We start from the raw sequence: 24,906 nt of genomic DNA on the forward strand, positions 1-24,906 counted from the left end.
AGTGTAAAAATTTTTACCTAAACATCTTGAAAATTAATTCATAACAATAACCACCCAATAATATACCGAATGCTCCAATTAAACCCAAAAGTGGAGGAACTGGTGCAGGAAGCCTAATCCCAGCAAATACAACACCAATTATCCAGCCACCAAGTAATGCCATTCCTGCCTGTCTAAAGAATTCACTCATAATCTTTCTCTTTATATAACGTTTTATCTTTAATCTGCTAAAGTGCAAGTTTTACTTGAGTTTTAATATCAGTGATTAATATGAGCAGTTAGTGATACATTACTGAGAATTAGCTAAGAATTACCCTCAGAAAGCTTAAGCAATGTAGATTTATTTCTTCTCATAAAAAATAGATATTGCTTCTACCAGGTTTACCCGATAAAATCATCTAGTTAAGAGCATCCCATTGTCAGGGTATGATTGAATCGCTTTTGCAGTCTAATTCACCACAAAATTCAGGAAAAGACAGGAAAGCCATTATTGTTGGTGCAGGTCCAGCAGGAACACTGATGGCATTGTATTTAGCACAGATGAATTGGAGAGTAACCGTATTTGAGCGGAGAGACTTCTATGAAAAAAGTACAGGTAATTTGGGCGGAGTAAACAAATCAGGGCGTTCCTATAACATTGTTCTCACTGAAAGAGGTATATTTGCGCTGCAAGAGGTTGGTGTTGAATTACCTCCTGACCTAAGCGTTACTTTAGCTGGTAATGTCAGACACACAAATAAAGGCATTCGCTTCAATCAACCATTTAATAAAGCTATCTCCGTAAATCGTAATGTTTTGGCAAAGCAACTATTTCAGGAAGGGCGCTGTAGATTTCCAGAACACATAGAATATTACTTTGGTTATCGTTTAGAAAGTATTGATTTCGAGCAAAAGTTAGCAACTTTTCACAAAGAAAACGATTGTATAGAGCGGAATTTTGACTTACTTGTAGGTGCAGATGGGGTTTTCAGTACCGTTAGAGTATTGATGGAAAAATACTTTGACGGCTTTAGCTGCCAGCAAAACTTTGATAAAATGATGTTTAAAGTTTGTCCATTAGGAAAAGTAACAGAATTACCTGATGCTCAACCTCAATGGGATAAATGTTTTCATACCTGGCCTAGTCATGAGCCTGTAACTATTTTAGCTCCGCCCAGTTCCGATGGGTCGCTAAACGGAATTTTAATTATGCCACCAGAGGGAGAATTCACCTTTGATAAACTTAAAACTGAGGCAGAACTAGAAGCTTTATTTCAAGAAAAATTCCCTGATATCTTAGCAGGGAAATCATTACCAGAAGATTGGGCAAAATACTTGCTTGAACAGAAGCCATCCTATGGTGGTATCACTACTATATGTAGTAGTTTACATGGAGGAGATTGTGTCGTACTTGTTGGCGATGCAGGACACTCTGTATGGGCATCTCTCGGACAAGGTTGTAATGTAGCCTTGGAAAGTTGTGTAATTTTGGCACGAACTTTAGAGAAGTATAATGGTGACCTGACTAAGGCTTTACCTGCCTACACTATCAAACGCAAACCAGATACAGATGCGAACGCTAGAATGTCGGAACAGGGATTGGGGAATAATAAGCGGGTAATAAAAACTTTATTTTTCACCAAATTGATGGCAATTTCCCTCTTTCATCAAATTTTACCAAGTTTATTTAAAAAGCCTGCTATTTTTCAAATAGGTCAACCAGATGTCCGCTACAGTGAAATTGAACAGCAAATGCAGATACAAAACAAGCAATTATTAGGAGTGATGCTGTTTTTAATCGGATTTGCAATAATTTTGTCATTATTTGGTTTGAAGCTATTCTGAGTATAGCGAACGACTCTGTATTTCAGTCCCGAGCGGAAAAATTCTGGGAATTTGGCACATATCGCTACAGTAATATTCTAATGCTTCTGCCGTTCGGCTGTCTTTGTAGTGACGGTTTGTGAATTGCGAGATTACCCCAAAAATAATTTTTACGAGATTTGCCAAAACCTTTTGGAAATTTCCTGGGCAAAATGAGTAGTAAAAAATATATTCATTTTGTACAACTAAGGATAATTAAAGAGATGCATAAAGCTAAATCTGTAACAACTAGACCCAATAATAAAGTGATGGCTGCAACATTTGCCTCTGCAGTTGGTTCAATTGGTGGAATTATTGTTACTGCTTCCACACTTCCAGCACTGGAAAATATTGGGATCGTAATTCCCCAACAAGACCAACAAGCTTTCAAAGTTGCTGTTGCTAGTGTATTTACTGCCGGTGCGACATTTACACTTGGTTATCTTACACCTCCAGGATTAGAAGATGGTATAAAGGTTGATCCTGAAGATGGGTAAAAATATACCTGTCTTGTAAATAAATAAACAATAGTTCAGCAAGTAAAATTATTTATACACTTAATCCTAAATTATATTAAATCCCAGTCTTATCAACAAAGAGTTCTCTGAGCAAAACTGTTTGGGAAAATATATTTGATGGACAAAGACTAGAATCAGGATGGTTCAACAAATAATCCCATCTATAATTATGATTCGGTTATTACTAGCAGATGACCAACCACTATTTAGACAGGGACTAGCTTCTTTGCTATCCCTAGAAGAAGATTTAGAAGTTGTGGGAGAAGCCAATCACGGGAAAGAAGCTATTACCCTAGCTGAAACTTTACAACCTGACGTAATTCTAATGGATGTAAGGATGCCAATTTGTGATGGGGTGATAGCAACACGCGAAATTCACAATCGTTTTCCCTGGATTAAAATCTTGGTGCTCACAACTTTTGATGAAGATGATTATATTTGGGAGTCTTTACAAGCCGGAGCACTTGGTTATCTCCTTAAAAGTACTCCAGCTTTACAACTTGCAGCAGCCATACGAACTTTATCTCAAGGACATTCTCAACTTGGTCCAACCATAGCACCTAAAGTTTTTGCCCAGCTACGTCCACCCGTAGTAAGTAAGCAAAATTCCTATGAAAATCTTTTTAGCGAACGAGAGTTGGATGTTTTGCGCTTAATTAGCCAGGGTAAGAATAACCGTGAAATAGCTAAAGCACTGTATCTGACTGAGGGTACCGTGAAGAATTATGTGACGCAGATTTTAGGAAGACTTGAACTTCGCGATCGCACTCAAGCAGCTCTATGGGCCAAAGAGAATATGAATATTTAAATTAAAATAATAATTCAATATAATTTTTTGATATTTACCAATTACCAATTACCAATTACCAATTACCATTCGCCGTTAGGCGCGGGCGTATACCAATTCTCAAATAAATAATGTAGAGACTTAGCTATTTGCCTTTGCCCCTACATTATCATTTTATTTTGGCAGCAAGCTCGATATCACTGCACGGGTAATGCTCAAAATATGGCTAGATATAGCTGTAACCTACATCATTCCCATACCGGGCATACCCATACCCATGCCACCCATGCCGCCCATGCCGCCCATGCCGCCCATGCCGCCCATATCGGGAGCGCCAGCAGCAGGTTTCTTCTCAGGTTTTTCAACTACGATTGCTTCGGTGGTCAAAACCATTCCAGCAATAGAAGAAGCATTTTGTAGAGAAGAACGAACAACTTTAGCAGGATCGATAATACCTGCAGCAATCAAATCTTCAAACTCACCGGTCGCAGCATTGTAACCAATGTTGAATTCAGTTTCTTTGACTTTAGAAACGATTACTGAACCTTCTACACCTGCATTATCAGAAATTTGGCGTAGGGGAGCTTCCAAACAACGAGCAACAATATCTGCACCAATTTTCTCATCTTCAGAAAGTGTAGCTTTGATTTCTTCTACTTTCTGGGAGAGATGGATTAAGGTTGTTCCACCACCAGGGACAATACCTTCATCTACTGCAGCTTTGGTCGCATTTAGAGCATCTTCGATGCGGAGTTTGCGATCTTTTAGTTCGGTTTCAGTGGCTGCACCAACTTTAATGACTGCAACTCCACCTGCTAATTTGGCAATGCGCTCTTGCAATTTTTCGCTATCGTACTCAGAATCAGTTTGTTCCAATTGCTTGCGGATTTGCTCGATTCGCTTTTGTACGTCTTTTTTGGTGACATCGCTAGCAGCAACGATGGTGGTATTTTCCTTATCGATTTCGATTTTACGGGCAGTTCCCAACATCTCTAAAGATGCGGTATCCAAACTCAAACCGATTTCTTCGGAAATCATTTGTCCGCCAGTTAAAACCGCGATGTCTTGTAACATTGCTTTGCGACGTTCGCCAAAACCTGGAGCTTTAATTGCACAACCAGATAAAACACCCCTTGCTTTGTTAACAACTAAAGTTGCTAAAGCTTCTCCTTCGACATCTTCAGCAATAATCAACAAAGGTTGACCGCTACGAGCAACTTTTTCCAGTACTGGAACTAAATCTTGAATGTTGCTGATTTTTTTGTCGGTAATTAAAATACGGGCATTTTCAAACTCTACTGTCATCCGCTCGTTATTGGTGATGAAGTAGGGAGAAATGTAACCCCGGTCGATTTGCATCCCTTCAACTACTTCTAATTCAGTTGAGAGAGATTTTGATTCCTCAACGGTAATGACACCATCTTTGGTGACCTTTTCCATCGCTTCAGCAATCATGCTACCGACTTCTTCATCGTTTCCAGCCGATACAGTGGCAACTTGAGCGATCGCACTACCTTCTACTGGCTTAGAAATCTTGGCAATTTCTTCTACCAAAATTTCAACAGTTTTATCAATTCCCCGTTTTAAACTGATGGGGTTGCTACCAGCGGCTACATTTTTCAAGCCTTCTTTAATCATGGCTTGAGCCAAAACTGTGGCGGTGGTTGTACCATCTCCAGCCACATCCTTAGTTTTGGATGCCACTTCCTGGATTAATCTTGCACCAGTATTTTCCAAAGGGTCTTGAAGTTCAATTTCTTTGGCAACAGTGATACCATCATTAACAATTTGGGGGGAACCAAATTTCTTTTCGAGAAGAACATTACGACCTTTAGGTCCTAGAGTGATTTTAACAGCATCAGCAAGAGCGTTAATTCCGCTCTCTAATGACCGCCGAGATTGTTCGTCAAAAGAAACTATTTTTGCCATTCTTTCATCAAAGAGTGCTTTCTGTCTAACAATTTAGCACTCAGAGGCGAAGAGTGCTAACTATAATTTTGACTTTTTTTCCTGTGAACCCGTAAATAACGGATGAATTAAACAAGAAAAGGAGATTATATCTTTAATATTCTTTTTGTACTTTGGGATTTATCCTAATTCTCAGACTCACTTGTAAGAAATATAAATTCAGATCGAGGTAGAAAATACAATATTCGCGGAACAAACAGACTAATATATCAGTTAATATTCATAGAAATTGACAAATATAGTTGATTTGGGGGATGAAATTATACGACTCCCTGCAGGCAATCGGAATTGCCGATCCCTACGGTTCCGGCTGGTTGGCAGTAGTTTTCACTTTTTTCTTGGCTTGGTTGGTAACATGGCGTCTAATGCCAATAGTACGTAAATTTGCTTTGCAGGTTGGTTGGGCTGACCAACCAAATGCAAGACGATTAAATCGAGAACCTTTGCCTAATGCTGGCGGTTTGGCTATTTATGCTGGAGCGATCGCTGCTATTGTTTTGGCAACTCTTTTACGTCCGATCGAACTACACAGTGTTTTGGCACAAGTGTTAACGATTTTGTTAGGCGGTTCCATCCTAGTTCTGGTTGGATTCATTGACGACCAATTCAGTTTGCCAGCATCATTTCGCTTATTGATCCAAATTTTAACTGCTTTGTTGCTGTTTGCTAATGGTATTAGTTTTCAGTTAACCTTTGGTACTCCTATAGATCCATTCCTCTCAATGCTGCTAACAGTATTTTGGGTAGTGGGAATCACCAATGCGATCAATTTAATGGATGGTATGGATGGTTTAGTGGGAGGGGTCAGTTTTATTACTTCGATTAGTTTATTAGCAGTTTCAGCACAATTTCCCAACCGCGCTGCAGCGACTTTAATACTTGCTGCTTTATCTGGCGCTGCGCTGGGATTTTTACGACATAATTTTCATCCTTCCCGAATTATTATGGGTGATGCTGGTGCCTACTTTTTTGGTTATGTGCTAGCAGCCACAAGTATTTTGGGAGAATTACAAACCACAACAGTTGTTACCTTGGTACCGCCAGTTTTATTTTTGTTGTTGCCGGTACTAGATACATCTCAAGTATTTATCCGCCGATTAATGGCAGGAAAAAACCCATTAACAACACCAGGAAAAGATCATTTACATCATCGCTTATTAGCTTGGGGATTATCCCAACGTCGTGCTGCTTTTGCATTGTGGTTTGTAACTTGGATTTTTAATTTACTGGCTATGAGAATCAGAGGTATGAGTATCAGTGTAATACTTGCAACTACAGCTAGTATTCTTATGTTATTAGGATTTGCAATTTGGCAAAGAATGCACAAAGTTTGACAAACGTCAGTGAACAGTTAACAGTTTATGGCTAATGCCACGCCCTCGCGGGCTACAGGGAACAGTTAACAGCAAATACAAAATAAATCAAAAAAATTGATAACTGTTAGCGGATCCGTAGGTAGCGTAGCTATAGCGTGCGCGTTCCTAGCGTAAGCGTACCGTAGGTATTGCGCATTAACTGTAGCCCGTAAGGGCGTGGCGTAAGCCATAAACTGTTAGCGGATCCGTAGGTAGCGTAGCTATAGCGTGCGCGTTCCTAGCGTAAGCGTACCGTAGGTATTGCGCATTAACTGTTAGCGCAGCGTGCGCGACAGCGCATTAACTGATAACTGGTAACTGACAACTGACAACTGTTTTAAGCCATCACCATTCCACCATCCACATTAAAAACTTGTCCTGTAATGTAAGCAGCGGCGGGGTCCGAGGCTAAAAAGCGCACCATCCCCGCCACTTCTTCTGGTTTTCCAAAGCGACCGAGAGGAATATATTTGAGAATTTCATCATTTTTGAGGTCATTAGTCATATCAGTAGCAATAAAACCTGGCGCGACTGCGTTGACTGTAATTTCACGAGCAGCAAATTCTTTGGCGAGGGTTTTAGTTAAACCAATCACACCTGCTTTCGCCGCGCTATAGTTAGCCTGTCCCGGATTACCCATTTGTCCGGCAACCGAAGCTATATTAATAATCCGCCCAGAACGTTGCTTCAGCATAATCTTACTAGTCGCACGGGTGCAGAGGAAAACACCAGTTAAGTTGAGGTCAATGACTGCTTGCCAATCCTCTGGTTTCATTCGTAATAGCAGTGTATCGCGAGTAATACCTGCATTATTTACCAAAATATCAACACGCTTGAATTTTTCCATTACAGCCTTTATTAGTGCATCCACTTGTTCGGCTTTGGAAACATCTGCTTGAAGAGCGATCGCACTTCCGCCAGCCTTAGTAATTGCTTCGACTAATTCTTCAGCCGCACCACTAGAAGATGCATAGTTTACCGCAACTGTAGCTCCCATTTTTGCTAATTCTAGGGCGATCGCCCGTCCGATTCCCCGTGATGCACCGGTGACAACAGCCACTTGGGAACGTAGGGTTTGTAAATTTTCTGGTAATACTTCCGATAATTCAAGCACTGCCATTTATCTGTTCCTATTAATTTTCAATCATTGCGTTCTAATCGCTATCATCATAGAGCGATTATTCATTAAAAATTAAGATTATTTTAGAGATTAGCGACTAGGGATTAGGGATTGGGGATAGAAACTAAAGATTAGTAATCCCAGTCGCCAGTCGCCATATGCCGCTTGCGGCGGCACGCAGTGCTATCCCTAATTCCAAATTCTTGATAAACACACTACTATTAAGCAGTAGTATTAAAGCGGTAAGAACATATGTCTGTGAAAAAGAAATTTAACAGCTTTGAGGAAATGCTGTCTGGTTCTGACTTACCAGTACTAGTGGATTTTTATGCGGCTTGGTGTGGACCATGTCAAATGATGGTGCCGATTTTGGAACAAGTAAATGCTCAACTTCAAGGAAAAATGAAGATAGTAAAAATTGATACCGACAAGTATCCCCAACTAGCAAGTCAGTATCAAATCGAAGCTTTACCCACTTTAGTTTTATTTAAGAAAGGTGAAGCTGTAGAAAGAATTGAAGGTTTACTTCAAGCACCACAACTGGTACAGCACCTTGAAAGACTACTTTAGCTAGAAACGAATAAATTTTAAGCAAAATCCAATCATTACTAGCTCGTCAATTGTTTATTATTTGTTTTAATTTAAGCTTCCCCGATTCTTGTATACGGGGATACTTTTATTTATTATTTTTATTTGTCTCCCCACTGGTATGTGTGGGGCACATAATCAACGATGGCAGAAGTTGAGAATTCATATTTCAAATTTGAAATATATCTTAACATATCTAATTAAAATCAAAAAATAAAAAAACATAGACAAATTTAACTGACAACATGTAGCTTTATTGCTTGATAGTTTGTTATTAACTGTCTAATATCAATTAATTATAAACAATTAATCAAATAAGTAAGCAATGTATTAGTGAGTACTAATATTTTCAGCGTGTCAAAAACATAAAATGCCTTTGCCTAGAAAATTTTTAGAGTATCAAAATTCATAATTTACGCTGTATTTAGCAGAGTCTATTGTAAGTATTAATTACCGTATATTTTTGCTACATCAAGTATTGCATTCTATTTAAAGGAATATCATAAATACAGGCGCTGATATAGCTTATACAATATCTAGTTTAGCCACGCAAGCAGAGTGATTCTGTCAAGCTTGACCTTAGTGTTGCTAAATTCTATAAACTGATGGTCGTGTTCCTAGGCTATAAGTTAAAAATAAAAAAAATTCAATGAATACTAAAAATAATAAGTGTATATTTAATCTTATTGAAAGAATAAGTATTTTTATAAGTATAGTTGCTGGTGTAACCGGAGTTGTAACTTTCTGGTGGATATTGGATGAGAGAAAAGAAGAAAGAATATTTAAAGCTTGGGAAGTAGTTAGAGAGGGTAAAGGCTCTCAAAGTGGAGTGGTGCGGTTAGCACTTGAAAGACTATATAAGGAAGATTTTAGTCTTGCAGGGATTAATGTTAGTAAAACTAACCTATCCAAAATTCAATTAAATAATGCTAACCTCAAAAACTCCTATTTTGAAGGTACGAACCTTAAGGGTGCGAACCTTAGGAATTCCTATTTTGAAGGTGCAGACCTGAGGAATACGAATCTCAGTGGTGCGGACCTGAAAGATGCAAACCTCACTTTTGCAAAAATAGATGGTGCAAATATGATTGGTAGTAATCTCGAGAACTCCAATCTCAGCAATATCAAACTCCCAATTAGTGGCGAACTCAAAATAACTATAACCAATCTTAGTCAAGCTAACCTCATTAACGCCAATCTTAGCAGCGGAAATTTTAGTGGTGCTGACTTCAGCAGCGCCAACCTGAGCAGAGCCAACCTCCAAAGTACCAACCTCACCAAGAGCAACTTCAGTGGTGCTAATCTGCAGAGTAGCAACCTGATGTATGCCAACCTCAGTAATGCAAACCTAAGTAATGTGGAACTCTACGGTGCAAATTTCAGTGGTGCGATTCTTTTGGAGACCAATTTTAGTAGTACTAAGCAACTCAGAAATGCTAACTTTGGAGATGCTAATCTCAGCATTGTTAACCTCAGTCATACCGATCTCAGTGGTGTAAATCTAAGCTATTCCAACCTATATCGTGTCAACCTCAATGGAGCTAATATGAGTAATACAAATCTTAGTGGAGCAAATATTATTGGAGCCAATCTGAGTAATACTATCTTTGAAGGTGCAAATGTTAAAAATGCTAAATTTAGGAATAACTTGGGAATCTCTGAAAGAATAAAGCTGGATTTAATTCGACGGGGTGCAATATTTGAAGAGTCTGCAGATAAACCCATACTACAGAAACTTCAAAAATGAATTATCCCTCATGCACCTAAAACTAATGGAGTTTAAAAATAGGATTTTTCTATCATTTTTTCGGATAAATCTTTCAAAGATGGCGAATTATCTCGACGCACAAAATGGCATACAATATTTATGGGATTTCCACATGTAAATAAGAATTATCAATATAAACCATCACTTTGATCTACAGGGGGAGTAAATAGCCATGATGAAAGCAGAAGAAATCATGACCAAAGAGGTGGTGACTATTACTGGTTCAGCAACGGTTGCTGAAGCTGTGACTTTAATGAAAGACAAAGGGCTACGTGCCTTAATAGTTGAACGTCGTCACGATAATGACCCCTACGGAATGGTAACAGAAAGCGATATTATTTATAAAATCGCTGCATATGGTGAAGATCCAAAAAAAATCCGGGTCTACGAAATTATGACCAAGCCCTGCATTACCGTAAACCCTGAGTTGGGAGTAGAGTATGTCGCCCGTTTATTTGCTAATACCGGAATTCGCCGTGCTCCTGTGATAAAAGATACTTTGCTTGGCATTGTTTCTATTACAGATATTCTCAAAAAAAGTGACTTTGTTGAGGAACCCCGAAGAATTTATCTCGAAGATGCAATTGAAGCAGCAAGAGATGATGCAAGAGCTATTTGTGAAGCGAAGGGACCAACCTCAAAAGAATGTGCTGCAGCTTGGGATGTTGTAGAAGAGTTGCAAGCAGAAGCAGCAAGTAGAAGAGCAAAATAAAGTACAATCTAAGTTAGATATTAAGTCAATAACTCAGGGCTAAAGCCACTGAGCTTGTAAGAGACAGTTCTTACTGAGAATTGACTAGGCTATAAGCCGTTAACTGTAATTCGTCGCCCTCCCGTCAGTCGTCGTCAGTTGCATTTACTGCAATTTAGTAAAGGTGCTAAACGTCGCAAGTATGGTGGGACTGTTACCAAGCACGGATTCAGGAAAGGTGATTATGCTGAAGCGACCCAAGGAAAGAAAACCGTTAGGGGCTGGGTTAGTGGTGACACTAAAACGCAAGTTTCTGTTAGCAATTCTGACTGGAAACGGCTTGGTCAGTTTTCTAGAAATAAAGTTCAACTACTTAAACGTTCCACTGGCTTAATTGTTCAATGTGGTTAAAACCACCGGGGCGTTTTTCCTCCCAGTTATGATGAATAAGCTGGGTTTCCTTAGCGCAGCGACGCGTTAGCATAAACTACCGAGAAATTTTTATGAAATAAAAAAGGGGTGTTTATTTTGAAATAATGACCAACAAAGTTCTAATCTTAGGAGGAAATGGGCGCATCGGTGGTAGCGTCGCCCAAGATATTGCAACTAATACAGACTCAGAAGTGATTCTTACTGGGCGTAGCACTGCAAGTAAAATTAGAGATATTCAATTAAACCATCAACCAAATCATAAATTAAATCCTCAATTGCGGTTCCTCAGTTTGGATTTAGCGAATATTGACAAATTGGCATCAGAAATCGCTAAATCTAATTTAGTAATTCACTGTGCTGGTCCTTTTCATCACCGGGATACTAAGGTTTTAGAGCTATGCATTAAGCAGGGTGTGAATTATCTGGATGTTAGCGACCACCGTTCCTACACTATTAGAGCCTTAGAACACCACAAAGATGCAGTTAATGCAAATGTGACTGCAATTGTAAACACCGGGATATTTCCAGGAATATCTAATAGTATGGTGCGACAATGCGTTGAGCAGTTCGATGAACCGGAGAAAATTCATTTGAGTTACGTAGTTTCTGGTTCCGGTGGAGCTGGTGTCACAGTAATGCGTACAACATTTTTAGGTTTGCAAAATTCCTTTGAAGCATGGATAGAGGGTGATTGGAAAATCATCAAACCATATACTGATCGCGAAATTATTGATTTCCCATCACCCTACGGAGCTAATGGTGTGTATTGGTATGATATGCCGGAGACCTACACTCTTCCGAAGTCTTTTCCCCGTGTGAGTAGTGTTATTACTAAGTTTGGTTCTGTTCCTGACTTTTATAACCATTTGACCTGGATCGCCGCACATGTTTTCCCTCGCTCGTGGCTGAGAAATTCGAGGGGAATCGAGTTTTTATCCCATGTTAGTCATTTGATGACAGATGTCACTGATCGCTTTAGTGGAATTGGAGTTGCAGTTTGTGCAGAAGTAACTGGAACCAAAAATGGTAATTCTCTTGTCTGTAGGGCAAATTTAATCCATGAAAATACAGCGATCGCAGCAGGGTGTGGTACCGGTACCATAGCTCAATTATTATTAGAAGGTAAATTGAGAAAAGCTGGAGTTTTTCCGGTGGAAGAAGCACTTCCAACGAATCTGTTTTTGGAAAGTATGGAAACTAGGGGTATTAATATTAATCAAGACTGGATTTAAATTTATTGTTTCAACCTAATTACTCGGTGTGATATTTAAATATTTAATAATGATGTTCAAATAAACCAGCTTTATTTTGATAAAGTTATGAACTGTTAGATTTATTGGGTAAATGGTTAAATACAAACCCAATTGACAAACATGTTTGTCGTATAAGTAGGAACTTGTATAGATGAGGAGTTTTGGTTTGTTTCAGCAGTTTATAGATATATTGAAGCGATTTAGTTGGAGTATATTACTCGCAGTAGTATTAATATTAACATCAGTTTTATTTACACCAGGTGTACTTAATTCCCCAACTTATGCTACAGCTTCAACTCAGCCTGTAGAGTTAGATTTATTGGTGAAGTATTTGAGTATTAGTCGCCCTCAAGATTTAGTGAATCAAGAGTTGAAAAATGGAGTCAATACTGATATTACAATCAAAAACCAACCTGCTGGTCAAATGCAGATCAAATCTGTTCAACTAATACCAATTACTACTGCTGTAACTCAACCAGATGGTTCGGTCAAAGAATTAGAGGATCCTACGGCTCGTTTTCTAACAAACATGTTAGTAACTTTATCAAGTAGCGCTGAAGTGAAAGATGATGCTTCATTTGTAGGTGATAGTAAATTAAAAATAGGTATGCCTGCCACAATGGAAGGTTTTAATTACTATTTCCGAGGCAATATCATTGATGTCAGATTGGATAAATAATTATGAGTAATGAGTAATAGTAATGTTAGCGGCTCTGTAGGTAGCGCAGCTAGAGGCCGGAGGCTAGAGGCTATGCCGACGCCAAAGGCTCTGACTAACGTCACCTTGCGAATCTGCCGATGCCGTGATATGCGCCAGAGGCGTTAGTACGCATCCTACGGATGTTAGCGTTGCTAGCGTAGCGTACCGTAGGTATTGCGTGACGTAGTCATACAGCTTGCTGCGTCTAAACACCACACCGCAGGTACCCCTCAGGCTCTAGCTATAGCGGGACGAGTTGGGGCGTAAGCACAGACTAATGAGGGTGTCTACAGCGCACGGTAATGAGTAATGAGTCAGTTAGTGGCTAATGTTTAGCTAGCGGCTAGCAGAACTTAACGTGGCGTAAAATGTACCGTAGGTTTCCCGGACTGTAACAGCACAAAGTTGTGAGTAATTAATAATTATTTTAAAAAGTTAATTAACTATAAACTGATAGTACCCACGGGTGATAATAATTTTGGAATATATCTATTTATATTGTAATAAAAATTCACAAAAGATATCGAAAGTTGAAAAATCGCTACAATATTTATATCGCCTATTTTTAAAGATGATATATAGCGAGTTGGCAATAAGTAAGGTAAAAGAATAGTAATAAAGCCTAATATCAAAAATATTGGATTCCTTCCCATCCAAATTCCTTTTGTCTTCTGACTTTTACAATCCCGCTATAAGTTATTGTTTTTAAATTTTTCAACTGTTATTCCCTTATTTTTAATTTGTGGGGTGGGTTGTATTTTACGGTAACTCGAATAGGTGTGGTATATGTAATAATCTTACCTTGGGTTTTCCTGAGGCAAATTAGCCATGGAACCTAACAACAAGCTGATTGATTTTTGTGATTTAAATGGTGTTATTGATGTTTCCCCATTGACCGTTACACCGGACACTTTAGTTGTCGATGCAATTCCTTTGATGATGCATGAAGGACAAAATCGTAGTAACAAATTTGGGGTGCGGGGAAAATTATCACAACCAAATAAAACTGATCGCAACCCGAAAGATTATGTGTTGGTAGTAGAAGGGTTGTCTTTAGTAGGAATATTTACACATATAGATATTGTCAGGCTTGCTGGTTCTGGAATAAATTTCTCCGGTGTGAGAATCTCTGAGGTAATGACTCAGCAAGTCATAAGTTTAAAGATATATCCGAATCATGATATTTTCACTGTGCAATCGCTCATGCATCGACATGGGATTCACCATTTACCGATTTTAGATCGGCAAAATAAATTGGTTGGTATTATTACTCAAAATCATTTACAGCAAGTATTTGGTTCGGAAGAGAAAACCGATCTTATTCCAGGATTACAAAAACAATTAAAATCACAGGAAAATCATTTAAAAGAATTACAAGAAGAGCTATATCAAACTCGTTCTGAGTTAAAACAGCAAGTTAATATATTTGAAAAAGCAAAAATTTGTTGTAAACGGGAAATTAAAGTCCGCTCTCAAATAGAAGCTCAAATCAACTTTCAGGCAAATGTTCTCGCCCACGTAAGTGATGCAGTAATCGCCATTGATAACGAACATCACGTCGTTTATTTAAACAGACGAGCAGAGCAATTGTACAATATTGAAGCAGATGAATTTATTGGTCGGCATTTAGAAGAAGTTTATAAGTATCAATGGATCGATAACGAAGATAAGTATTTAGCTGACAATGCTTTGTTAACACAAGGATGGTGGCAAGGAGAAAATATTCATATTAAAAATAATGGTCAAGAAATTCATGTAGATTTATCAATTAGTTTTCTTCAAGACAACAGTGGAAATAAAATTGGTTTACTTGCGGTTATTCGGGATATAACTAAACGCAAACAAGTAGAAAAAAAACTCCGACGTACTGAGGCTTTGCTACAGGAAGCACAACGAGTAGCAAAGATGGGAAGTTGGTCTTGGGACTTAAATACTGGTGAGAAATGGTGGTCAGAAGAATTTTATCGATTTACTAATTTAAATCAAGATAGCCCAATACCCAATATCGAAGTGGCAAATCAATTTATTCATTCTGCAGATCGAGCAAGGGTGAATAAAATTACTAAAGCTGCCTTGGAACAAGGTATTCCTTATGAAACAGAGTTTCGCTTTCTACGTCCCGATAGTACTGTTGGTTATGCCTTTTCTTGCGGACGAGTAGACAAAGATGCCCAAGGAAGGGTTGTACGTTTTTACGGGATTTCTCAGGACATCAGTGAATACAAGCAAGTAGAAGAAGCATTACGAGAAAGTAAAGAGCGTTACCGCGATCTAGCTCAAAAATTACATTCTCTTACTGTCAATGCACCCATTTATATTTATGAACTGGATCGCAACGGTAGAATTATCTTTGCAAATCGTACCAATGAGTGCGTATCTCAAGAAAAGTTACTAGGCAGCTTAGTCACAAAATGGTTTCCCCCAGATCAACGTTCTAGCATTGATTCGGTTTTAGAGCAGGTTTTTACCACCCAACAAGTTCAAGAAATAGAGTACGCAATCCCCGACCGACAAGGTGATACTCGCTTCTATAAAACCCAAATTGCACCAAATCAAGTTCAAGGAAAAGCCACAACTGCCGTACTGATTGCTAGTGATATTACCGAGCGCAAGCTTGCAGAAGAAAAAATTGCCGAACAGGCTGCATTACTTGATGTTACTACAGATGCGATTTTGCTCCGAAGTTTGTCGGGCGAGATAATATACTATAATCAAGCAGCTGAAAGCATGTATGGCTGGACGTCACAGGAAGCAATTGGTCAGGTTGCAGACGAACTTTTATACAAAGAAATTTCACCGGAATTAACCGAAGCACTCCAAACAATCAAGGATAAACATTCGTGGCAAGGTGAGCTACATAAAATCACTAAAGAAGGTAGGGAAATAATCGTTGCTAGCCGTTGGACCTTGGTAAAAGATAAGTTAGGAAATCCCAAATCTATCCTTACAGTTGACACTGATATTACTGAGAAAAAGCAACTAGAGAAACAGTTTCTCCGGGCTCAGCGCCTAGAAAGTCTTGGGACTTTGGCAAGTGGTATTGCTCACGATTTAAATAATATTTTGACACCGATTTTGGCAGTTTCACAATTATTACCTCTCAAGGTGACTAATCTTGATCGAAGTTCCCAAGACATGTTGAAAATGCTAGAAAGCAGTGCCAAACGGGGTGCGAACCTAGTTAAACAGATTTTGTCCTTCGCCCGTGGTAATGAAGCTAGGCGCACAATTTTACAAGTTAAGCATTTATTGAGGGATATCGAGCAATTTGTCAAAGGAACATTTCCTAAGTTTATTGAAATTGAAAGGAATTTACCGCGAGATTTATGGACAGTTGCAGCAGACCCTACCCAGTTGCATCAGGTATTTATGAATTTAGTAGTTAATGCCCGGGATGCCATGCCTGATGGTGGTACTTTAAGTATTCTGGCTGAGAATATTTTTGTTGATGAAAGTTATGCCAGGATGAATATTGATGCTAAGGTTGGGCCTTATGTTGTCGTAACAATTGCCGATACTGGAGTTGGTATTCCCCCGGAAAATATTGACAGGATTTTTGATCCATTTTTCACTACAAAAGATGTCGGTAAAGGTACAGGCTTGGGTTTATCTACGGTATTGGGTATTATTAAAAACCATGACGGATTTGTGAAGATATCCAGTGAATTGGGAAATGGTAGTCAGTTTCAAGTATATTTACCCAGTCAAGAAGGGCTTGTTTCAGACAAAGAACAGGATCTACAAGGATTAGTAGGAAAGGGAGAAGTAATTTTAGTAATTGATGACGAAGCAAAAATTTGTGAAATTATTAAAACCACCCTGGAAAACTATAACTTACAAGTACTCACCGCAAAAGATGGAATAGAAGGAATTTCTGTTTACGCTAACCACAAAGATGACATTAGTATTGTGCTAACAGATATGATGATGCCTATAATGGATGGTGCAACTACTATTCGTACTTTGCAAAGAATAAATCCACGAGTAAAGATTATTGCTACCAGTGGTTTAGCCTCTACAGAGGCTTTAGCAAAAACTGTAGGGACTGGAGTTCAAGGATTTTTAGCTAAACCTTTCACGGCGTGTGAATTAGTAAAAGCCATAGCAGAAGTTTTGCCTGAATGTGACCAATCTTTAGTAGAAACTTTCCAAGATAAGAAGTTGTGAAAAATACGTTGGTTAAAAAATAATTATGTTGTATAATTATTTATATTTAAAATAAATTTTCCTTATAACATTTGGAATCGCGAAAGCTGGGAAAAAGTTTAAAAAATCGTCCTTCCAGAAGGAGGTATAGTTATGATTCAGGAAAATGCTGCCCGAATCTATAAACAAGTAGAGCAAGCCCATGCTCAACAGGAAAGACAAAAAGCCCTTAGCAATCCAGAAGATTTCATTCTTTTAGCTGCAGCTAGAGGCTATAACTTCAATGTCAAAGATTTAGAGACTCAACTGAGCCAATTGTCTGATGAAGATGTTGCAGGTATTTTTAATCCAGGTATTGGACCAAGGCGACATCTGTTTCCAAGATAAAAGAATTAAGAACTGAAGAGATAGCTGCTTTGCTTGTAGAATTCTACATCTATCAGACTGCAAATAGATGTTTGTCTTTTTGGGATATTGCTCTGCCCAAAAGATAAAGCGGGTGGACGTAAATACTACGATGGGATCCGGTTGAATTGCCGACGAGATTTAAGCTGTTCGGCATTTATTTTGAAACAAAAACTCAGGCTCTAAAAGCATTAGAGACACTAAATTATTCAGTTTAAGTGTACGTCAGCCTAGCATTTTTAGTTAAATACTTATCATTCCATTCTCGGAGTTTTTATGTCCTCTTCTTTAACCCAGGGTACTCTCGTCACAATCATTGGTGAAGCTGTATAGCGCTACGCGCAAGTCGTTAGCGTAGCGTGTCCGTAGGACATAAGTCATTAGCGGCTAGCGTAAGCGTACCGGTTTGGATGCGTCTAAAGACGAATGCACAGGTCTGACGACGTTAGCGCAGCAAGAGGCTTTGCCGTCGCCGGATCCGTAAGGTGACGTAGTCATAGGCTCCGCCCGTTTGGCTTAACCGTAGGTAGCGCAGCAAGAGGCTATAACTATAGCTACGCTACTTACGGAGCCGTTACCTGTGGATCTGCCGTCGCCCTTCTGCTCTAGGTTATGACGCTGTTGCGTCACACTGCGTTAATGCGTGTCCTACGGACACAAGTCAAAAGCACACTACTTGCTCATAGCTTTTAGGATTCATTGATGTCCTAACCTAATTGCGTAGTGCTATAGATGGTTTGTTTGATTAAGATTTATACAAAGAAAAGTTACATAACTTTTTGATTGAAGCCTTCCCACTACTCAGACAATTTATACTTGAAGCTGTGCTGAACTCCAAGGCTGAAAAGCTTCATATAGCTTGATTTAGAAAAAATAATTTGGCGCATCTTCAACTACTGAAGGTATTTGTCAACGACCCAGGTCTAAAGACACTGGGCTTCGGGCCCAAGGTTTAAGGCGTAGTTGACTAGACTAAGGAATGAGAATTTAATAACCTGTTATTTTGAAATTTGGAATGGTGCGTTACGTGATCCTAACAGCGCCCCACTTTTATACTTTATTTAATCCACATTCCTAAGTTATTCGCTTTTGAAAGACTGGGTTTACAGAGGCAACGGCGATACTGCAGGCTCTGCTACCGCGAGGTTATTATGAAAATACTACTACTCTATCCTCTATTTCCCCAGTCCTTTTGGTCTTACGATCGCTTCATGGAGATTGCTGGACTGAAGGCAGTAATTCCACCTTTGGGAATTATTACGGTTGCAGCACTCTTACCACAAGATTGGGAGATTCGATTTCGCGATCGCAATGTCGCTTGTGAAACTGAAGCAGATTGGGAGTGGTGCGATCTGGTGATTCTTTCAGCCATGATTGTACAGAAGCAGGATTTCCACCGGTTGATTCATAAAGCAGTCCAGTTGGGAAAGAAAGTTGCAGTGGGTGGACCCTATCCCACCTCTGTCCCTCAAGATTCGTTGGATGCTGGAGCTGATTTCCTGATTCTGGATGAAGGCGAAATGACGGTTCCTTTATTTCTTGAGGCACTTTGTCAAGGTGAAACCAAGGGCATTTTCCGCTCTATTGAAAAGCCGGATGTTACCCAAAGCCCAATGCCACGCTTTGACCTGCTTGAACGTTCTGCCTACTTGATGATGGCAATCCAGTTTTCCCGTGGGTGTCCCTTCAACTGCGAATTTTGTGACATCATTTCTCTTTATGGTCGCAAACCCCGTACGAAAGAACCGGAACAAGCTCTTGCTGAGTTACAAACCCTTTATAACTTAGGTTGGCGTGGTTCACTTTTTATTGTGGATGACAACTTTATTGGTAATCAGAGGAATGTCAAACGCTTCCTGAGAGAATTGATTCCTTGGATGCAGCAGCACGACTATCCCTTTACTTTTATTACGGAAGCCTCAGTCAATCTGGCAGAGGATGATGAATTACTTCAACTGATGGGTGAAGCAGGCTTTTATGCAGTCTTCCTCGGTATCGAAACCCCAGACCAGGATAGTTTACAAGTTACTCGAAAACTGCAAAACACCCGTAACCCCCTTGTGGAAGCTTGCAACAAAATCAATGATGCAGGAATGCTTATTTATGCAGGATTTATTCTTGGTTTTGATGGAGAACGTTCCGGGGCGGGCGATCGCATACAAGAGTTTATCGAACAAACTAACATTCCTCAACCTATGTTGGGCATCCTTCAAGCTCTACCCAATACCGCCCTCTGGGAGCGGTTAAAAAAAGAGCAACGCTTAATTGAGGGCAATGGTCATCTGACAGGCGACCAGAATACTATAATGAATTTTGTCCCAACACGCCCCATCGCAGATATTACTAAAGAATATGTCGAAGGCTTCTGGATACTGTACGAGCCTCGAAACTATCTCAGACGCTGTTTACAGCAATGTCTTAAGATTTGTTCTTTGAAAAATCAAAAACACATGATGCAATTTTCTTTAAGTAAGAGGATGCGGTTTATCACTCAACTTATTTGGCACCAAGGCATTCGCCGTCCTGAAATTCGGTGGCAGTTTTGGTATCAACTCTTGATTGTCCTGTTGAGAAAACCGCAGCTTCTCAATATGTACCTGGGATTATGTGCTGCTGGAGAACATTTTTGGGAATATCGCATGTTAGCTAGAGAAAGCATTGCCCGACAGCTTGGCTACGATCCGCTCCAACTTTCTACGACATCGGCACCTGCTCCAGAAGCAACACTGATACAATAATTTATCAACTCTTAAATGGCTGCAGCAAAGCATTTTCAAGAACTTGGTCAATGCGATCGCAAAAGATAAATTCTAGATGCTTGCTAACATCTTCTGGAACATCTACTAAGTCTTTAGCATTTTGTTGAGGTAATATTACCCTCTTAATACCAGCACGACGAGCGGCTAAAACTTTTTCTCGAACTCCACCAATGGGAAGGACTTCGCCGCTCAGGTTGATTTCCCCGGTCATTGCTGTATCTGTTCGCACAGCACAATCCATTAATAAAGAAGCAATTGCAGTTACTATTGTTACACCAGCAGAGGGCCCATCTTTAGGAACTGCGCCGGCTGGGACGTGAATATGTAGGCCATTGGTTTGAAAAACAGTGGTATCAATACCCAATAAAGCTGCATTTGACCAAACATAGGAATAAGCAATGCGAGCAGATTCTTCCATGACTTCACCCAGGTATCCAGTCAGCACAAGGTCTTTACCTTGTGATAATGTCACTGCCTCCACAAACAAAACTTCCCCACCAGCCAAAGTCCAAGCTAGACCACAAGCGACACCCGATTGAGGTGACTTTCGCATCTGTTCTCCTAAGAAGACTTTTGCTCCTAGTTGGTCTTCTAACTGTTCTGGATCGATAACTACAGAATTAGTATCACCTGATGCATGACGTACTGCAACTTTACGGCAAAGAGTACCTAAATTTTGCTCTAATCTTCGAACTCCTGCTTCGCGGGTATAATTTTTAATTACTAGCCTAAGGGTTTGTGAAGGTATTTGCACTGCATCTTCAGGAAGTCCAGCTTTTTCAATCTGGCGTGGTAGCAAATATTTTTGGGCAATGGCTAATTTTTCTTCTTCAGAATAACCCGACAGTTCAATAATTTCTAATCTATCGAGTAATGGTGCAGCAACTTTAGATAAATCATTTGCAGTACCAATAAAAAATACTTGGGATAAGTCAAAATCTAAATCTAAATAGAGGTCGCGGAAGCAGTAATTTTGTTGTGGGTCAAGAACTTCTAATAATACCGAAGCCGGATCGCCGCGATAGTCCATACCAACTTTATCCAACTCATCTAGCATAATGACTGGATTTTTCACCCCAGATCTATGTAGAGCTTGGACAATACGACCTGGCATTGCACCAACATAAGTACGCCTATGACCCCGTAGTTCAGCTTCATCACGCAACCCACCTAAACTAATACGCTCAAATGGGCGACCTAAAGCCCGAGCAACGGAGCGCCCCAGACTAGTTTTACCTACTCCCGGTGGTCCGACAAAACATAAAACCGTACCAAAAGCAATACTCCTGGGAAAGTCGGAGTTAGTAACTTTCACCTCTGGTTTATCTTTTTTTATGGGTTTCTGTTTGAGTTTAAATGTTGCTAAGTGTTCAATAATGCGGTCTTTTACTTTACTTAAACCGTGGTGGTCGGCATCCAAAACTTCTCTGGCATTCTTTAATTCTAAATTATCTTGGACTGTTTGGTTCCAAGGCATTTCTAATAGCCAGTCAAGATATGTGCGAATTACGCCCCCTTCTGCTGAAGCATTACCAATTCTTTCTAGACGCGATAATTCTCGTTTTGCTTGCTTATCTACACAACCGGGTAACTGAGTTGTAGCTATACGGGTTCGTAATTCTTCAATTTCTTGAGTTTCCGATTTACCTTCCCCTAACTCTTGTTGAATTTTCTTCAATTGTTCGCGCAGAAAGAATTTTCGTTGTTGTAGATCGATTTCTTTTTTGGTTTCGCCTAGAATTTGACCTTGTAGGCGTTGAACTTCTACTTCTTGGCTCAAATCTGCAAGTACCTTTCTAAGAAGTTGTTCGAGATTTTCTTCTTCCAGTAATCCTTGAATTTTATCGAGATCGTGGGGGAGAAGCATACTACTTTGATAAGCCAATAGAGCTGGGTTATCATTATCTTGCAAGAAAGCTAAAACTTCTTGGGGAAAAGTAGAATCAGAAGTAGCTATTTCTCTCCATTGGGATTTAATTGCTCCGACTAATGCTTCTACCTTAGCTGCTGATTTTCCTTCAAGCTCAGAAGTATTATCTTGATGTAGTTGTGGTAGTCGGTGGTAATTAGTTTCACAAATACGATTGGTTATTTGTATTTTGTCGATACAAACTCTCTCTATCCCTCTAAGGATAACTTGAATACCTCCTGCCATTGGTAAGCGTATTACGCGTTGAACTACTGCTAAGGTTGCAACAGGATAAATCTCCTCCAAGCTTTCAATTTCAGCTTTTTGGTTTTTTTCTAATCTTTGCCGCGATTCTGGTCGAACTCCAGCAATTATTAATTGCTTGTGTGATGTTAATGCTGTAGCTTCTACTACTCCTACAGAGTGCGATCTAACAACCATGACAGGTAATGTAATCCCTGGTAGCAAGACAACATTAATCAAAGGAAGAAGCAAACTGCTTTCCAAGGTTTTAGGTTTCCCGGAAAATGGGTTTGTCAAATAATTCATGTAACCCCCTATGTAAAAATTGCCAGAAGTTTTGTGGAATCAATATTCTGGAATTAATATTCTGCGCTTAATGCCTTTTACTCGATGGTTTTGAATCAGTGTTTTATAGGTTTGTAATCAAATAATATTTTGAAACTATCTAATTTAAATTTAAGTCAAAAATCTAAGGAATTTGTGAGCTATTCCTTGAGGAGAGAATAATGTGGTAAGTCCTCACAAGTTCCTCACGTTTTTTATATAAATATAAGATGGGTTCGATGGTTTGAAGTACTGAGGGACAAAAATTAGAGTTGTTGTCTCATGTAATTACATTTTGTGGGGTAAAGCCAGTGCTCTTCATGTTAAGGGGGTGAGATTAATGACAATTAAATTCCGCGATCGTACAAAAGCAGGGAAGCTAGTCGCTCAAAGACTTAAAGCCTATGCAAATCGCCTAGATACAATTGTGCTGGCTGTACCCCGTGGTGGAGTTCCAGTAGGATTTGAGGTCGCAAAATCATTAAACATCCCGCTTGATATCTGCATCATTAGAAAACTTGGGGTACCACATCATAAGGAATTAGCGATGGGTGCGATTGCACCTAATGGAATTCGAGTACTCAATTATAGTGTTTTAAATGACTGGGAAATTGATAGTAAGATAATTGACAAAATTGCTAGTAAAGAATTACGAGAATTAAGAAGGCGCGCTCGTTCCTATAGAGGTCATTGTCCGTCGCTGAATGTACGTAACTGTACAGTAATCCTTGTAGATGACGGCATTGCTACGGGCTCAACGGTACGGGCTGCGATCGCCATACTACAAGAACAACAACCCAAGGAAATAATAGTAGCTATTCCTGTCGCACCAGCAACAGTCTACGAACAATTAAGGGCAGAAGTCGATAAAGTAATATGTTTGGCAACTCCCGAACCTTTTTATGCTGTCGGCTTATATTATGATGATTTTTCCCAAACAAGTGACAAGCAAGTACATGAATTGCTAGAGAAATCTTCAGTAATGCTTACCGCGTAGATATAGAAAATTGTAGTGCAAGGGGTAAATTTAACGACTTAAAAGTAATTACTTTAATACTAACTACGCATCAAAAACTTGTAAGAGGGTGTCCAAATGACTCGAAATTTTTTATACGATGTTGAGGAAAAACTAGTTTCAGTGAAGCTGGGTTCAATTAGTTTACAAGCTGAAATTGTTTTACCTGAGGATTCCCAGGGGATAGTTATCTTTGCCCATGGTAGCGCTAGTAGTTGCTACAACACTCGCAATCGTTATCTTGCCCATATTTTACGTCAGAGTGGAGGACTTGCAACTATACTAGTTGACTTATTAACAAAAGAGGAGGAAGCAATCGATCTGAGAACTGCTCATTTCCGTAATAGTATTACTTTCCTCGCAACAAGATTAGTCTGTATCACTGACTGGTTAATTGATAATTCCATCACTAATAATCTGAAAATTGGTTACTTTGGTGATTGTGTCGCTGGAGGCGCTGCATTACTTGCAGCAGCACAACGTCCAACAGTTGTTGAAGCATTAGTTTCTCGTAGTGGAGAAACTTATCTGGAATCTAAGGTTCTATCCTATGTGCAAGCTCCGACACTAATGATTGTCGGTGGATGTGATATTTCAGCAATTACCGTGAGTGAAGATGCGATGACAAAAATTCAGACACCCAAGAAACAATTAGAGGTAATTCCAGGAGCAACTTATCAATTTCAGGAACCAGGTGCATTGGATGAAGTTGCTCGTTTAGCAAGTTGTTGGTTCAAGCATTATTTGACATCCCCTCATAAACAAGATTTACACCTTCATGCGATGTCTCTGTAACCGACTCAGATTTTATAAGGCTTTGGTAAAAGTTTATTACAGAGGCGATCTGCGTAGCACCATTGCAAGTGAAGTAGATAGACTTAAGCCGCCTAAATACTAGAAGAAAGGAGGTTTGCGGCTATCACATTTCCCGCATAAGCACTGGCTTATAAAGATGGTCAAGTTTACGCGTCTGTCACAATCCCTTGTGTTTTTAACCAAGGGAGATGTCAACAAAATTTTATAATAATTATGGAGAAAACCCCGGTCTATGCCTACGACACGCAAGCTATTAGCCCGGGGATG

General features: G+C 39.5%; 19 protein-coding genes. 15 read left to right on the forward strand and 4 right to left on the reverse strand.

Features of this window, described 5'->3' with window-relative positions; all coding sequences use genetic code 11:
* Nucleotides 1–13: 13 nt before the first annotated feature.
* On the reverse strand, nucleotides 14–190 hold the full coding sequence (locus BC008_RS30820) for a DUF1427 family protein (protein ID WP_027845303.1): 177 nt from the start codon (nucleotides 188–190) through the stop codon (nucleotides 14–16).
* Nucleotides 191–426: 236 nt separating this feature from the next.
* On the opposite strand from BC008_RS30820, the gene BC008_RS30825 reads away from it, so the two are divergent.
* The 3 genes from BC008_RS30825 to BC008_RS30835 all read left to right on the forward strand — a co-directional run bounded on the left by BC008_RS30825 (nucleotide 427) and on the right by BC008_RS30835 (nucleotide 3,168).
* Nucleotides 427–1,824, forward strand: a complete 1,398-nt coding sequence (locus tag BC008_RS30825; RefSeq protein ID WP_027845304.1) for an FAD-dependent oxidoreductase — start codon at nucleotides 427–429, stop codon at nucleotides 1,822–1,824.
* 242 nt (nucleotides 1,825–2,066) lie between these two features.
* Nucleotides 2,067–2,339, forward strand: coding sequence for a hypothetical protein (locus tag BC008_RS30830; RefSeq protein WP_153009694.1), 273 nt, complete (start codon nucleotides 2,067–2,069; stop codon nucleotides 2,337–2,339).
* A 190-nt stretch (nucleotides 2,340–2,529) separates the two neighbouring features.
* Complete coding sequence (locus BC008_RS30835; protein ID WP_027845306.1) at nucleotides 2,530–3,168, forward strand: response regulator; 639 nt, start codon at nucleotides 2,530–2,532, stop codon at nucleotides 3,166–3,168.
* Nucleotides 3,169–3,390: 222 nt separating this feature from the next.
* Here BC008_RS30835 and groL read toward each other — a convergent pair whose 3' ends face one another.
* Complete coding sequence (gene groL / locus BC008_RS30840; protein WP_058184170.1) at nucleotides 3,391–5,076, reverse strand: chaperonin GroEL; 1,686 nt, start codon at nucleotides 5,074–5,076, stop codon at nucleotides 3,391–3,393.
* A gap of 293 nt (nucleotides 5,077–5,369) precedes the next feature.
* Between groL and BC008_RS30845 the strand changes: the two genes are divergently transcribed.
* Nucleotides 5,370–6,449, forward strand: coding sequence for an MraY family glycosyltransferase (locus tag BC008_RS30845; RefSeq protein WP_027846783.1), 1,080 nt, complete (start codon nucleotides 5,370–5,372; stop codon nucleotides 6,447–6,449).
* A 358-nt stretch (nucleotides 6,450–6,807) separates the two neighbouring features.
* Here the strand turns inward: BC008_RS30845 and fabG are convergent, their stop codons facing one another.
* On the reverse strand, nucleotides 6,808–7,590 hold the full coding sequence (fabG, locus tag BC008_RS30850) for a 3-oxoacyl-[acyl-carrier-protein] reductase (RefSeq protein ID WP_027845210.1): 783 nt from the start codon (nucleotides 7,588–7,590) through the stop codon (nucleotides 6,808–6,810).
* 252 nt (nucleotides 7,591–7,842) lie between these two features.
* Here fabG and trxA point away from each other — a divergent pair, with 252 nt between their 5' ends.
* The 9 genes from trxA to BC008_RS30895 all read left to right on the forward strand — a co-directional run bounded on the left by trxA (nucleotide 7,843) and on the right by BC008_RS30895 (nucleotide 20,311).
* Entirely contained in the window at nucleotides 7,843–8,160 is a 318-nt protein-coding gene (gene trxA / locus BC008_RS30855) for a thioredoxin (RefSeq protein WP_027845209.1), read from the forward strand.
* A 667-nt stretch (nucleotides 8,161–8,827) separates the two neighbouring features.
* A complete protein-coding gene (locus BC008_RS30860; RefSeq protein ID WP_058184171.1) occupies nucleotides 8,828–9,925 on the forward strand; it encodes a pentapeptide repeat-containing protein in 1,098 nt (365 codons plus the stop codon).
* Between the two features lie 193 nt (nucleotides 9,926–10,118).
* Nucleotides 10,119–10,658: a CBS domain-containing protein gene (locus BC008_RS30865; RefSeq protein ID WP_036267078.1), complete on the forward strand. Its 540-nt coding sequence runs from the start codon at nucleotides 10,119–10,121 to the stop codon at nucleotides 10,656–10,658.
* A 138-nt stretch (nucleotides 10,659–10,796) separates the two neighbouring features.
* Entirely contained in the window at nucleotides 10,797–11,048 is a 252-nt protein-coding gene (locus BC008_RS30870; RefSeq protein WP_058184172.1) for a hypothetical protein, read from the forward strand.
* Between the two features lie 125 nt (nucleotides 11,049–11,173).
* Complete coding sequence (locus BC008_RS30875; RefSeq protein WP_027845208.1) at nucleotides 11,174–12,301, forward strand: saccharopine dehydrogenase family protein; 1,128 nt, start codon at nucleotides 11,174–11,176, stop codon at nucleotides 12,299–12,301.
* 172 nt (nucleotides 12,302–12,473) lie between these two features.
* Nucleotides 12,474–13,001, forward strand: coding sequence for a DUF4330 domain-containing protein (locus BC008_RS30880; protein WP_027845207.1), 528 nt, complete (start codon nucleotides 12,474–12,476; stop codon nucleotides 12,999–13,001).
* An 849-nt stretch (nucleotides 13,002–13,850) separates the two neighbouring features.
* Nucleotides 13,851–17,189 (forward strand): PAS domain S-box protein, encoded by a 3,339-nt coding sequence (locus BC008_RS30885; RefSeq protein WP_058184173.1) that lies wholly within the window; start codon nucleotides 13,851–13,853, stop codon nucleotides 17,187–17,189.
* Nucleotides 17,190–17,321: 132 nt separating this feature from the next.
* Nucleotides 17,322–17,555 carry a Nif11-like leader peptide family RiPP precursor gene (locus BC008_RS30890; protein WP_027845206.1) on the forward strand — a complete coding sequence of 78 codons (234 nt, stop codon included), beginning with the start codon at nucleotides 17,322–17,324 and terminating at the stop codon, nucleotides 17,553–17,555.
* Between the two features lie 1,169 nt (nucleotides 17,556–18,724).
* Entirely contained in the window at nucleotides 18,725–20,311 is a 1,587-nt protein-coding gene (locus BC008_RS30895; RefSeq protein WP_027843670.1) for a B12-binding domain-containing radical SAM protein, read from the forward strand.
* A 4-nt stretch (nucleotides 20,312–20,315) separates the two neighbouring features.
* On the opposite strand, the gene lon is transcribed toward BC008_RS30895, so the two are convergent.
* Nucleotides 20,316–22,790: an endopeptidase La gene (gene lon / locus BC008_RS30900; RefSeq protein WP_058184174.1), complete on the reverse strand. Its 2,475-nt coding sequence runs from the start codon at nucleotides 22,788–22,790 to the stop codon at nucleotides 20,316–20,318.
* A 358-nt stretch (nucleotides 22,791–23,148) separates the two neighbouring features.
* Here lon and BC008_RS30905 point away from each other — a divergent pair, with 358 nt between their 5' ends.
* Both BC008_RS30905 and BC008_RS30910 read left to right on the forward strand, forming a co-directional pair.
* The gene (locus BC008_RS30905) at nucleotides 23,149–23,805 is read left to right on the forward strand and encodes a phosphoribosyltransferase (protein ID WP_027843672.1); all 657 of its coding nucleotides are present in this window, start codon (nucleotides 23,149–23,151) and stop codon (nucleotides 23,803–23,805) included.
* Between the two features lie 96 nt (nucleotides 23,806–23,901).
* On the forward strand, nucleotides 23,902–24,618 hold the full coding sequence (locus BC008_RS30910; protein ID WP_027843673.1) for a dienelactone hydrolase family protein: 717 nt from the start codon (nucleotides 23,902–23,904) through the stop codon (nucleotides 24,616–24,618).
* Nucleotides 24,619–24,906 lie beyond the last annotated feature (288 nt).

Source organism: Mastigocoleus testarum BC008, assembly GCF_001456025.1.
Classification (GTDB): Bacteria; Cyanobacteriota; Cyanobacteriia; order Cyanobacteriales; family Nostocaceae; genus Mastigocoleus; species Mastigocoleus testarum.